Below are 12,682 nucleotides of genomic sequence, written 5' to 3'. Positions count from 1 at the left end.
ATGAGGACGACATCCTCCGGGTCCGAGCGGCCGCCCGTGACCGCCGTGGCCGACGTGGCCGACGTGACCGCCGAGGCCGACGAGGCCGACGAGGCCGACGAGGCCGCCGAGGCCGACGTGGCCGTGGCGGCCTGGCGACCGCCCGCCGGGACCGGCACCGAGGTCGCCTTCGACGAGGGACACGTCCGGTTGACGGACGGGGACGCGCTCTGGGTGGTGACCGACGGAGCCGTCGACATGTTCGTCATGGAGGCGGCCGAGGGCGGCCCGTGGCACTACGTCAGCCGCTTCACCCCCGGCGCCGTCATCGCCGCGCCACCGTCGGGCCCCGCCGGCGTCCCGGTCCTGCGAGCCGTCCTCGGCTCCCGTGTCCTGCGCGTGGACGCCTCGGACCTGGCAGGACTCCTGCGCGCCGACGTCGGCTCCGGGGCGGCCGGCGATTCGTCCGGTCGGCTCGCCGCCCTCGCCCGGGGGATCGACGCGGGGCTCGACGGCCTTCTCGGCTTCGTCACCGAGCAGCCGGCCGGCGGGGAACACGTGCTGCTGACCGCCGGAAGCCGGGGCGAACTGGCGGAAGGGGAGGCGGGACGCTCGGCCGAGGGACTGGTCTGGGTCGAGGTCCTCGCCGGTCGACTGCGGGTCGGAACGCCCGACAGCGGCGAGTTCCTCTCCCGCGGCGACGCGTTCGTGGTCACCGAGGGCAGCACCCTCCACGGCGGGCCCTCGGCCTCGTTCACGACCTGCTCGACCGGTGACCTGCTGGCCGACGGCCGGCTGTGGGAGCGCCTGGCCGAGGTGAACGAGCGCCTGCTGCGGATGGCCGACCGGGTCATCGCCGCCGACGGGGAGCGGGCCGAGTCCCGGATCCGGGCCGTGCGCGAGATGGAGGACGCGCTGACCGACAAGGCCGACCGGGTCCTCCAGGCGGTACTCCAGCCGGCCGAGCACCTCTCGCGCAACGGCCCCGTCCACACCGAGGACGCCACCGAGGCGGCCTGCCGGATCGTGGCCGACGAACTGGGCATCCCCATCCTGCCGGCCCGCGGCTCCGCGGCCGGCGGCAAGACGGGCCCGATCGAGGCGATCGCGGTGCGCTCGCGCTTCCGCATCCGCGCGGTGAACCTGGACGGGCGCTGGTGGCGCACCAACATCGGGCCGTTCGTCGGGCGCCGCTGCGACTCCGGCGAGCCGGTGGCGTTCGTCTGGCGGCGCGGACGGTACGTGGCCTGGGATCCCGTCACCGGCGAGCAGAGCCCGGTGCGGGACCGGACGGCGGGGCGGTTCGACGACACGGGGGTGCTGTTCTACCCGCCCCTGCCCGAGCGGCCGATCGGCACGGGACGGCTGATCCTGTTCGGCCTGAAGGGCAGCGGACGGGACATCCGCAACCTGATCGTGTTCACGCTGGTCGCGGTCGCCGTCAGCACCACCGTGCCCATCAGCACCGGGCTGGTCCTGGGCACGTTCGTCCCGTACGCCGAGACGAGCCTCATCGTGCAGGTGTGCGCCCTGACCCTGGTGGCCGCCCTCGCGTCGGCGGTCTTCGCGGTGCTGGAGAACCTGGCGCTGCTGCGCGTCGGGGGTCGCTTCGAGGCCACCCTGCAGGCCGCCGTCTGGGACCGGCTGCTGCGCCTGCCGGCGCCGTTCTTCCGCCGGTACTCCACGGGTGAACTGGCCAGTGCGGCACTGGGGGTGAAGAACATCCGCACGGTGCTGATGAACGTGAGCTACGTGGTGCTCTACTCCGGCGTGGTCGCGGTGGTGAACTTCGCCGTGATGTTCTGGTTCAGCGTGCCGCTGGCCCTGCTGACAGGGCTGTACGTGCTGGTCGGGGTGGTGTTCTTCGTCGTGCTGGGTGCGCGGCAGATGAAGTGGCAGACCCAGTCGCTGGACCTGGAGCACAAGCTCGCGAACCGGGTGTACCAGAGGCTTCGGGGTCTCCCCAAACTGCGGGTGGCGGGCGCCGAGAACCGCGCCTTCGCGGCCTGGGCCAACGAGTTCGCGCAGCAGAAGGAGCTCCAGAAGCGCATCGGCAGGTACCAGAACGCGGCGGCCACGTTCAACGCCGTCTACCCGCTCGTCTGCGTGCTGCTCACCTTCGCGGTCATCAGCGGGCCGGCCAGCGGATCGCTGTCGATGACCCGGTTCCTGTCGTTCAACGCGGCCCTGGGCATCGTCCTCGCGGCGGTCATCCAGGTGACCAACTCCCTCTCCTCGGCCTTCGCGGTGATCCCCATGTTCAAACGCATGAAGCCGCTGCTCGCCGAGCTGCCGGAGGCCTCGGAAGCGCACACGGTGCCGGGTGAGCTGACGGGGGAGATCGACGTGAACCGGGTGACGTTCCGCTACGACGAGAACAGTCCACCGGTGCTCGACAACGTCTCCCTGAGCATGCGGCCGGGCGAGTTCGTGGCGATCGTCGGCCCCAGCGGGTGCGGCAAGTCCACCCTGCTGCGGCTGCTGCTGGGCTTCGAGCAGCCCTCCAGCGGCAACATCCTGTACGACGGCCAGGACCTGGCCACGCTGGACAGCACCGCGGTGCGGAGGCAGTGCGGGGTCGTCCTGCAGCAGACGAAGCCGTTCGCCGGCACCGTCTTCCAGGCCATCACCGGCACCCTCAACTACAGCCACGACGACGCGTGGGCCGCCGCCGAACTGGCGGGCATCGCCGCGGACATCCGCGCCATGCCCATGGGGATGCACACGCTGGTGAGCGACGGCGGGACCTTCTCCGGCGGCCAGCGGCAGCGCCTCGCCATCGCGCACGCCCTGATCCGCCGGCCCAGGATCCTCTTCTTCGACGAGGCCACCAGCGCGCTGGACAACGAGACCCAACGGATCGTCACGGAGAGCACACAGCGCCTGAACGCGACCCGGGTCGTCATCGCGCACCGGCTCTCGACCGTCCTCGACGCCGACAAGGTCGTCGTACTCGACGAGGGCCGGGTCGCCGAGTGCGGACCGCCGTCCGAACTGCTCCGCAACTCCACGAGCCTCTTCCACCAGCTGGTGCGCAGGCAGATGCACGAATCAGAAGGAGCGATGGCATGAACCGCAAGAAGAGAGGCCTCCGTCTGCAGGCCGCCGCGGCGACCTTCCTGCTGGGCCTCGGCGGCACGGCCGGCTGCGGCACGGTCCACGGCGGCGACACGGGTGCACACGCGTCGGCGTCGGAGGCGGTCGTCTCCCAGGCGGACGCGTCCGCCGCGGTCAGCGGCTACGACGCCGCGAACAACCGGGTCAACGAGGCCATGGACAGCGCAGGCCTGGCCGGCATCGAGACCGAGCCGCTGCTCAGCGCGGACGTCGCCTGGATGCGCATCAGCAAGGAACTGAACCAGCCGGTCGCCCCCATCAGTGACCAGGCCATCACCGTCTACGCCACATCGGGCCCGGCCTTCCCCCACTGGTTCCTCGCCGTGTCCAGCCGGGCGCAGGGAGGCATGCCCTTCCCCGGTCCCACGTACCGCGTCTTCGTGCAGGAGGCGCCCGGAGCGTCCTACCTGCCCGCGTATTCGCTCAACGTCACCGGGCCGGTGCCCAAGGTCGCCGTCGACGGTGCGGGCGTCGCCTCCGCCGTCCCGGGCCCGGACGGCCTCCTGGTGGCTCCGGACGCCCTGGCAGCGGACATCCTCGCCCACTACCAGCAGAACCTCGCCGGCAAGGACAAGTTCTCCTACAGCGCTCCGCTGGACGACAACCTCTCCAACGGTTACAACGCCGGCGTGAAGGCCCTGAGCGGTCGCGGCACGACCCTCTCCAGGGCACTGGGCCGGACGCTCCCCAAGACCTTCGCCCTGCGGACCGAGGACGGCGGCGTGCTCGCGTTCACCTCCGACGTCATCACCGACACGCTGACCCCGGTCAAGGCCGACGGCACCGTCTCCCTGGCCCCGAAGAGCCGTGACGCCGCGCAGCTGGGAAAGCCCGAGGGAGCGACGGCGAGCCAGTTCACCATCAGCCGGCTGGAGACGTTCCTGACGTACATCCCGACCACCGCCTCGGGGGCGAAAGCCCAGGTCATCGGCTACAACGAGGTCCCCATCACTGTCAGTTGACCACTGCCAGAGCCACGAGAAAACACCACCGAAGGAGTTCACCACCATGAAGGACGACATCTCCCGCAACGCCGACACCGAGGACGCCGCCGTCGTGGCGGGCACGGAGGTCGACGAGGAGATCAGCGACGGGGACCTGGACGCCATCGGCGGCGGCGACGGAGGTCAGCCGACCTACCCGCCGTACGTGTGAGCCGTCGTGCCCGTGACCCCGCTGCCGGGTCACGGGCACGACGCTTCCGTCGGCGACGGCACTGCGCGGACCACCCCGCACCGCTGAGATCCTCCCCGCCGTTCCGGGCGAAGTCCCAGGGCGGACCGTCCTCGGCGGTCGGCTGTGCAGGCCTTTGTGGTGCAGGAACGCGCGCAGGCCGGCATCGCGCCCGTAGCCGGAGTCGGCCACCACCCACGCGAACAACGTCCCGTCCACCAGGGCCCGTTCGCGCATATGGGTCGCGAGCTGTGGTTTCGTCGCGAACGCGACTTCGTCCGGCACCCCGGCCTCGCGGCAGCGCGCCCGGTCCCCGGTCCAGGCGGCGGGCAGATACAGTCGGCGGTCGATGAATGTGTGCCCGTCCGGCGCCGCGTAGGTCAGCATCACCATGACCTGACAGTTCCTCACGGAGCCGGTCACCCCGCAGTGCTGCGGAGCGACCCGACGGACTTGGTCCCCTTCTTCTGCACCTGGGTGTCGTCCAGCACCAGCGACGCGGTCTGATCGCCCAGATGCTCGGCCACGTACGCCCGCAGATCGTCCAGCAGCGCGTCCGCGGACCACGAGGCCGCATTGAGGAACTTCTGGATCCGCGAGGCGTGACATGGCCCGCCCGTGAGGGCATCGTCCACGCGTTCTTGCGGCGCAGGTCCGACAACAGGCCCTACTCGTACAAGCCAGGGAGGTCGCGACGAGCCCGATCGACGTGGTTTGCGGTGCGACGTTGGCTGGCGTGGCCACCGGATTCAGCCTGCTTCGGCAGGCCGACTGCCGGGCTGACGCGGAGTCTGCCCGGAACGTGAGGGCTTCGCCCAACGTGACGAAGGCCAACGATCCCCGCTCGGCCGGTCAGCCTGTACGACGGTTGCCGGGTGTCGGCAGGTCGAGGTGGTCGCGCAGGGTTTCGCCCGTGTAGGCGGTGCGGTAACTGCCCCGTTCCTGCAGCTCGGGGACTACGCGGTCAACGAAGTCGTCCAGGCCCCCGGGGGCGTACGCGGGTACCAGGATGAATCCGTCCGCGCCGCCCGAACGGACGTAGTCGGTCATCTGTTGCGCCACGCGGGCCGGGGTGCCGATGAATGGCTTTCCACCGGTCAGTTTCATCACCAGCTCCCGGATGCCGAGGCCGTGTTCGGCAGCGTAGGCCCGCCACTTCCGTGCCCGCGTCGACCTGACCTCGGCCGCCGCGATACCGGACCACTGGGACGGGTCCGGTGTGCGCTCCGGGGCGATGTCGGGAAGTGGCCCGTCAGGATCGTAGGAGGACAGCGCACGCCCCCAGGTGCGTTCCAGGTACCAGATCGCCAACTGCGGGCTGACGGTCTGCTCCTGGGCAGCACGTGCGTTGTCCTGAGCTTCCTCGTCGGTATCGCCGAGAGCGAACGAGACCCCGGGCATGATCTTCACCTGACGGGAGTCACGGCCCTGCCGGGCTGTACGACTGCGGATGTCGGCGGCGAAGGTGTGACCTGCTCTGCCGAGGTGCCGGCTGTAGACCACATCCGCGTACGAGGCAGCGAACTCTCGGCCCTGCTCGGAGTCGCCGGCCTGAAGGGTGGGTGGGCACCCCTGGGGTCCGGCCGGGACGGTGAAGTGCCCGCTGATGCGGAACTGCGGACTGTCGTGATGGAACCGGGTGGGACCGTCCGTTTCCCAGCTGCGCCACATGGTCCGGGCCGCGCGGACGAACTCGGCCGCCCGCTGGTAGCGGTCGGCATGCGGGAGGTAGCCGCCGCGGCGGAAGTTCTCGCCGGTCCAGGCGTTGGACGTGGTGACGACGTTCCACCCGCACCGGCCGTTGGAGAAGTGGTCCAGCGACGCCAGTCTTCGTGCGACGTCGAAGGGTTCGTTGAAGGTCGCGTTGACGGTCGGGACCAGCCCGATTCGCTCGGTGACGGCACTCAGGGCTGACAGTGTGGTGACCTGGTCGAATTCTCCGGCGGTGCCCACTTCGGAGATGGCGCCACGGTGTTCGGTCAGCCGAGGGTAATCGGCAAGGAGGAAGAAGTCGAACAGACCGCGCTCTGCCGTTTGAGCCAGGCCGGTGAAGGTGGCGAAGTCGCTGTGGTCACCGGCCCGCGGGTCACGCCAACCGGCCGATTGATTGGAGGGGAACAGAGCCGCCAGGTGCATCGCCTTGCCGGTATTGCTCATCGTGACGGCGTTGCCTTTCGGAGCGGGAACACACTGGACGCCCGGGCCGGCAGGCCGAGTCGCTCGCGCAGCGACCCCCCTGGTGTGCCAGACCGGGCCGGGTGCCGCTGGCGCAGAAGTGGGACGACCTCATCGACGAAGTGCTCGACGGCACCGGGGAGCGCGGCGAGCCGCACATGGAAGCCGTCGACGACCCCGCACGCGTACACGGCATCGAGTCGAGCGGCGAGTTCGGCGGCGCTTCCGGCGACCCGGAGAGGCTGCGCCGCGCCCTGCTGCTCAGGTGGCCGGCCCGGGCCGTGGTCGTCGAGGAAGATCTCGACCTCACCAAGGATCCGGACACCGGTTCCCACGCGTGCCCGTACCTGCTGCGCCTTGCGGACCTCGGTGAACACCAGATCGGCGCTGTGGGCGGAGACCGGCGAGGAGTCAGGGTCGGGACCGGAGGCGAGCACGGGGTGGCCCTGCGGTGGCCGCGGCACGACTGCCGGGCCCTTGATGCGGAAATGCTGCCCCACGTGGTCGATGTGACGGATTCTGGCGTGGTCCAGGAAACGACCGCTCGCGGTGTCGCGGATGACCGCATCGTCCTGCCAGCTGTCCCACAGTGCGGTGACGACTTCCGTGAACTCTGCTGCCTCCGAGCGGAGTCGGCTGATCTCCGGCAGAGGCTCGGGGCCGAAGTGCGCGGCTTCGGCCGCCGAGGTCGCCACCCGCGGGCGCCATCCCGCTCGGCCGTGGCTGATGTGATCGAGAGTGGCCAGCGCCCGGGCAACCTGAAAGGGCTCGGCATAGGTGGTCGTCACTGTCGCCACCAACCCGATCGTGTGAGTCGCCGGTGCGATGGCAGCCAGCGCGGTGACCGCGTCCGGCTGCCCGTCCGGCGCCGCGGTCAGGGCCAGGGAGTCGTCAAGCGTGACGAAGTCCAGCCCTCCCCGCTCGGCTACAAGGGCAAGTCGCCGGTAATGTCCGGCGTCCATCAGGTCGGAACGCGCCGGCCGCCACGCGTCGGGATGCCGCCCGACACTGCCGATCGCCACACCGAGCAACATCCGGGTTCCTTTCCAATGCTGTGCACATGGGGCCGGGCAGTCCCGCCTCGGGGGCGCCCTCAGGCCCGCAGCCTAGGCCGGAAGGCCACCGGCGATTCGCCCCGGCAGCCGAACGGCACGGCCCCCGGCCACTGCGGCCGGGACGCTTGCACGGATGTGTGTCACGGAGGTGCCGCGGCCTGCTTGACGAACAGGTGCCGTTGTCGACTGGTCTCGATCTGCCAGCAACGGTCCGTCAGTCCCACTGTGACGGGATGGACCGCGACAACTCCACTCAGGCCGAGCCGGCGCAGCACCACGTCCGGCAGCGACACGGAGGCCGCCGCCTGGATCCGGGACGACTCTGCGTGCCGCACAGTGCCCGTCATGCCGCAGTGCCGGCAGGCTGCGGGCCGCACGGTCGTGCATCGCCTGCTCCAGTGCTCGTCGGGTCAGGCCGGAAACGGCCCCGGGGCGGCCATTCTCCGGGGCGCGCGGATAGGACGTCCAGGACAGCAGTGTGGCCCGAAAACAACTGCGGCACGAATCGGTGGAACGGTTCGGCTTAACTGTGCACGTGCCTGAGGAAGTATCGGCGAATCCTTGTGCGCATTGTTTCGTGAGCCTTAGGTTCGAATCGTCTCGCCGAGAGACGGAATGTTCCGCAAGAGGCTGCCGGGAATTCCCCGATCCCCTTTCCTTCGGAACACACCTGGCACCCCCTTGGGAGGAATCATGAGCGACACCCAGAACATCACCCCGGAGACCGCGTGGGACGAGTTCAGCACCGAGGTCGACGACGAGGACCTGGAGGCCATCTCGGGTGGCGAGCTGGTCATCTGACGTTTGCTCCCCCGGTCGGGTGGCGGCGCCTGTCGCCGGCGCCCGACCGGTCGTCCATCCGGTGGGCTCCGTGTCGAACCTGCCCGGCGGTCCGGCAGCCGACTTCCAACGGGTGCGCGAGTCCCGACCGGCGGCACCGGCACCTGGCGCGGCTTCCGCCGGTCGACCGGTCATCGTCGGAGTCGAGCGCCACTACGGCCCCTGCCTGGACGTGACCGCCCAGCCCGGCACGCCCGTCCGGGAGTGCCGGTCCACCACGATCCACTCTCCACCGTACGAACCGCGACCGACGCGCTGGGCACGGGGACGCACCGGCGGCGGAACACCTCCTGGCACCCGTCAGCCTCGGCCCCACTACAGAAGGCCACTCCCCGATGGAAACTCTCCGGTCCCTGGTGGGCGACCCTGCTCCGTTCCTGGCGACGGTGTGGCGTCGCCGTGCCTGTCTGCTGCGCCCGCCGACACCTCTCGCCCCACCGGTCACCTTGGCAGACATCGACGCCGCACTGGCCTCGGGCCTGCTGCGCCGCCCCTACCTCGAACTCGTCTCCCGCGGAAAGGCACTGGACCAGGGCGACTACACCACCGCCCGCAGCGTCAGGGGTCACGACTTCGGCGGCTACGCCGACTCTGCCAAGGTTCTGCGACAGCTCGATGTCGGCGCCACCTTGCTGATGCGCAACATCGAGCACTGGCACTCCGGAGCAGCCGCACTCGCTGACCGCCTCGGCGCCGAACTGGACCGACGCGTCGAGGCCTTCCTCTTCGTCACCCCGCCCGGCCAGCAGGGGTTGAGCCCCCACCGGGACGATGCGGACGTCTTCGTGCTGCAACTGAACGGCAGCAAACGGTGGCAGGTTCACGCGGTCCCCGACGACGGGCACTGGCAGGCCCGCCAAGAGCCGAACCCAGGCCCCGTACGGCTGGAGACCACGGCACACGCCGGTGAGGTCCTCTACATCCCCCGCGGCGCACCGCACTCGGCCGTTGGTCACGCCGCCGGCCTGTCCTTCCACCTGTCGCTGACCGTCCGGCAGCCCGGCACCGCCGACCTGCGCACTGTCCTCGCCCGCCGCCTCGACGACGGGCTCGAACTGCCTCTCCTCCCGGTGGACCAGGCAGAGCTGCGCCGGACCGCGGCCGAGCTGCTCCACCACTATCGGGAGCGGCTGGCCGGGCTCACCCCGGAAGAGTTGTGCGCCGCCGTGGAAACCGTCCCGGAGCCGAGGACCGGTACAGCATCACCCGAGCCTGCCCGTGCACTGACGGGCCTGGCGGAAACTCTCCGGAACTGACACCGCGACGAGAATCCGTCCGGCACGGCCACCGGCAACAGGACGTTCCGGACCATGGCACCGTAGAAGGCCGCGGTCCGGTCGTCCGGCACATCAGCGGGAGACTCCCGGAAATTCCGGAACACCGACCCCGGCCACCAGCGCATCCAGTTCCTCCTCCGCGAGATCCCGTGTCTCGATCCGATCGGGGCCAGCGGTGCAGCCGATTCGGGGGAAGGAACGAGACCGTACCCAGCGGCGGCTCACGGTTGCACGGAATTCTGCCGTCGACCGCGCCCTTGCCCGGCTCCCAGCCGAGCACCGTCCCGCCCTGCAGGGTTGTCGCCCTGCGCTGTCACAGGTATGCCGAGCGCTCAGTGGTGTCCGGCAGCTCCAGGTGCTGAACCACGGGGTTGCGCTTGCCGCTCGCGGTGAACTGGAACTCGTGGTGCGGCTGGTGGCGCAGGCGAAAGCCCTGCAGGGCACCGAAGTACGCTTCGAGGCTGGTGTTGATGTCCCGTACGCGGGCTGCGGCGACTTCCGCCGGGCCGGCGGTCACAAGGTCGAGCGTGCCTGGTTCGTTCTGGACGACCTGGAAGTCCGGCAGGCCTGCGGCGGCCAGCGCAGCCAGCAGCGCATAGGGCGAGTATGCCAATCCGTCGAGACCGACCAGGCTGGTGCGGGCCCGGCCCAGCAGACCGTCGGTCACGGTGCCGGGCAGGCCGCACCCGCAGTCGATCGGCTGGGGGGCGAGGTCGCCCGTCACGTAGCGGATGACCGGCATCGGGGTGGACAGCAGAGCGGTCAGGACGATTGCGCCGACCTCGCCATCACCGGCCGGACCGATCTCGGGCAGGACGAAATCGTCCTGGAAGTGCATCCGCTGCCGACTGCATTCGAAGGCCGCGTAGCCGGTTTCCGACGTCGCGTACAGCATGGTGACCGGGCAGCCGAACGCCTCCTCGACCAGACGGCGGCCGCTGTCGGGCATGTGCTCGTGGGAGGCTACGACACCGTGCGGACGCAGGACGATGCCGCGGTCCAGGCAGTATCGGGCCAGGGTGATCACGCGGCTGGAAGAACCGGCGATCTGGTCGATCGGGATGCGTCCGATCACAGCCTCGTAATCCGCGACAATGTCAGGCGCATGGGGGTCGTATCCACGCAGGTTGCACTTGAGGTATGGACGGGGCAGCATCACCGGTTGGAAGAGTGGAGTGCCGGGGAAGAGCAGTCCCAGGTTGAGGGCGATGCCACCGTCCGGTAGACCGAGCAAGGCGCTCAACCGCTCACGGATCACGTTGTTCGACAGTCCGCCGGCCTCGGCGGTTGACAGCAGGGTGACGGGCTGTCCCGTGCTGCCGCTGGTCTGAGCGAGGTAGAACGCGCCAGGTGCCATCCGGCCGGTCGCATCGCGGCTGATGAAGTCGACGAAGTGCTCGCGCAGATCGTTCTTGCGGGTCAGGGGGAAGTCACTCAGGCTCAGCTGCTCGCAGTCGCGAACGGCGCGGTAGTACGGGACTTGTTTCGAAGCGGTGGCCAGCAGATGGTCGAGGCGCTCGCGCCCCCGGCCGGGATCGTACGGGGCCAGGCTCTCGATCTCCTGGCGCTTCTCCCGGAACCATGCGGACGAGGCCTTGCGCGTGATGCGCTCGCGCAGCCGATGGAAGTCGCGTGCCAGATCGCTCGGCAGGTTCAACCCGCGGCCCTCCTTTGTACAGCCGGCCGGGCACCGGCGACATTGCGCCGGCATCTGCCCGGGGAATGGACGTCAGATGTACTCGAGACCATCAGAGATGGTCCCCGGTTCCTCGTCGCCGGCCTCGCTGCCGAAGTCTCCGACGCGGTCTTCGATGTGGTCTTCCGGATTTCGCCCGTGATTCCTCACGGGGGGATGCCGGATGAATTCCGGCGGAAACCCCTCGGGAGGTTGCCGGCGGGCCCTGCCGGAATATGCCCCTCTCGGATGAGACGATTCGAACCTAGGGCTCCCGGCACAAGGGACACAAGGATTCTCCGATGCTTGCTCAGGAGCGTGTACGGCCAGGTCCGGACCGTTTCACGGATTCGTGCCGCAGTCGCTGAAACACCGCGCCGTCGCCCTGGGACGTCCCTTCCTCACCCCCCGCAGAACGGGCCACCCGGGGCAGCTTCCGGCCATCGCAGGCCTCCTGCTGCAAATTGGCATCTCCATCGGGCAACTCAGGACGACACGATCGAGCAGGGTGTCATCAGGTGATGTCAACGCCGCCGCGCGCACGGCTTGATCTGCCGGCACCCGTGCCTTCTTGTGCAGTTCGCGGCTAGATTTGCGCCGATCAGGATCCCGTCAGACACTCGCAAGGAGGCATTGTTGAGAGCTGGACTTGCCGCCGTGAATATTCGTCCGACCTCACTGATTCCGCCGTCGAGTCCTGATCCGGCCATCAGGGCCGAGTTGGTCGGCGAGTCGGTTCCCTTTGCGAATGAGGGGCCGACCAACGGCGGCGGCGTTGTTCTTCCCGGGCAGACCGATGACAGTTCCAAGTGGGTGACGAGAGCGCAGATGCGGAAAGCCGTGGACCGCGGCGGTCCCACCGCAGTGTGGTACTACAGCGGTACCTACAAGGGGAAGTCGGTCGAGGAGGCGGCGAAGGCCACTGCCGAGAAGTACGGTGGGCATACGATGATGATGCTGATCGAAGATCTCAACCTGTGCACCCCGTACTACTCGGACTACTCCGGAAAGGCTGCGGCCTTCTGGCGAAACGCTTCGCTGGGATTTTCTGAAGGCGCGCGGGGCGAGGTGCGGATTATTTTCGGCGACGCCGTCCGGAAAGGAAACACCTGGCAGCGGGTGGAATGCCCGACGCTCATGGCGAACCCGCGCGTCGATGCCGTCCTGTGGGCTCAACCCGGCACTGTGTTCCGACAACTCCTGAGCCGGGGACAGAGCGACCCGCGCTTCCAACTGCCCGCCGAGGTCACCGTGCACTGACTCCCCGGGCCACGCGGCGGCGGGCCCGCGGGCTCGTGACGTCCGCACCGGCGCGGATCGAGGACGACACCGTCCGCCGTGGGAACCGCCCGGGGAAACCGCCCGGGGGCCGGCCGGTCGGCCGGTCCCCC

General features: G+C 69.5%; 8 protein-coding genes and 1 pseudogene. 5 read left to right on the top strand and 4 right to left on the bottom strand.

What is annotated here, in order from left to right; genetic code table 11:
- Genes J5Y04_RS03850 through J5Y04_RS41330 form a run of 3 tightly spaced genes read left to right on the top strand, consistent with a single transcriptional unit; the run spans position 1 to position 4,251 of the window.
- Positions 1 to 3,051 carry an NHLP bacteriocin export ABC transporter permease/ATPase subunit gene (locus tag J5Y04_RS03850; protein WP_209410340.1) on the top strand — a complete coding sequence of 1,017 codons (3,051 nt, stop codon included), beginning with the start codon at positions 1 to 3 and terminating at the stop codon, positions 3,049 to 3,051.
- Positions 3,048 to 4,058, top strand: coding sequence for a hypothetical protein (locus J5Y04_RS03845; protein ID WP_209410339.1), 1,011 nt, complete (start codon positions 3,048 to 3,050; stop codon positions 4,056 to 4,058). Before J5Y04_RS03850 ends, J5Y04_RS03845 begins: the two co-directional genes overlap by 4 nt.
- 46 nt (positions 4,059 to 4,104) lie before the next feature.
- The gene (locus J5Y04_RS41330; protein ID WP_245204215.1) at positions 4,105 to 4,251 is read left to right on the top strand and encodes a hypothetical protein; all 147 of its coding nucleotides are present in this window, start codon (positions 4,105 to 4,107) and stop codon (positions 4,249 to 4,251) included.
- Positions 4,252 to 4,455: 204 nt separating this feature from the next.
- On the opposite strand, the pseudogene J5Y04_RS43880 reads toward J5Y04_RS41330, so the two are convergent.
- From J5Y04_RS43880 to J5Y04_RS03825, 3 genes and pseudogenes are all read right to left on the bottom strand, one after another.
- Positions 4,456 to 4,904: pseudogene (locus tag J5Y04_RS43880) on the bottom strand (transposase); the annotation flags it as partial.
- Between the two features lie 217 nt (positions 4,905 to 5,121).
- Entirely contained in the window at positions 5,122 to 6,426 is a 1,305-nt protein-coding gene (locus J5Y04_RS03830) for an NtaA/DmoA family FMN-dependent monooxygenase (protein WP_209410336.1), read from the bottom strand.
- Positions 6,423 to 7,478: an LLM class flavin-dependent oxidoreductase gene (locus J5Y04_RS03825; RefSeq protein ID WP_209410335.1), complete on the bottom strand. Its 1,056-nt coding sequence runs from the start codon at positions 7,476 to 7,478 to the stop codon at positions 6,423 to 6,425. Before J5Y04_RS03825 ends, J5Y04_RS03830 begins: the two co-directional genes overlap by 4 nt.
- Positions 7,479 to 8,785: 1,307 nt before the next feature.
- Between J5Y04_RS03825 and J5Y04_RS03820 the strand changes: the two genes are divergently transcribed.
- Positions 8,786 to 9,595 carry a JmjC domain-containing protein gene (locus tag J5Y04_RS03820; protein WP_307852908.1) on the top strand — a complete coding sequence of 270 codons (810 nt, stop codon included), beginning with the start codon at positions 8,786 to 8,788 and terminating at the stop codon, positions 9,593 to 9,595.
- 334 nt (positions 9,596 to 9,929) lie between these two features.
- Here J5Y04_RS03820 and J5Y04_RS03815 read toward each other — a convergent pair whose 3' ends face one another.
- A complete protein-coding gene (locus J5Y04_RS03815; RefSeq protein ID WP_209410333.1) occupies positions 9,930 to 11,273 on the bottom strand; it encodes a phenylacetate--CoA ligase family protein in 1,344 nt (447 codons plus the stop codon).
- Between the two features lie 675 nt (positions 11,274 to 11,948).
- Here J5Y04_RS03815 and J5Y04_RS03810 point away from each other — a divergent pair.
- Positions 11,949 to 12,551: a hypothetical protein gene (locus tag J5Y04_RS03810; RefSeq protein ID WP_209410332.1), complete on the top strand. Its 603-nt coding sequence runs from the start codon at positions 11,949 to 11,951 to the stop codon at positions 12,549 to 12,551.
- The last annotated feature ends 131 nt before the right edge of the window (positions 12,552 to 12,682 follow it).

The sequence above is a fragment of the Kitasatospora sp. RG8 genome (genome assembly GCF_017813315.1).
In the GTDB taxonomy this organism is placed as follows: domain Bacteria; phylum Actinomycetota; class Actinomycetes; order Streptomycetales; family Streptomycetaceae; genus Kitasatospora.
Note: the sequence above shows the minus strand (reverse complement) of the source record. Positions and strands in the feature narration are given on the sequence as shown.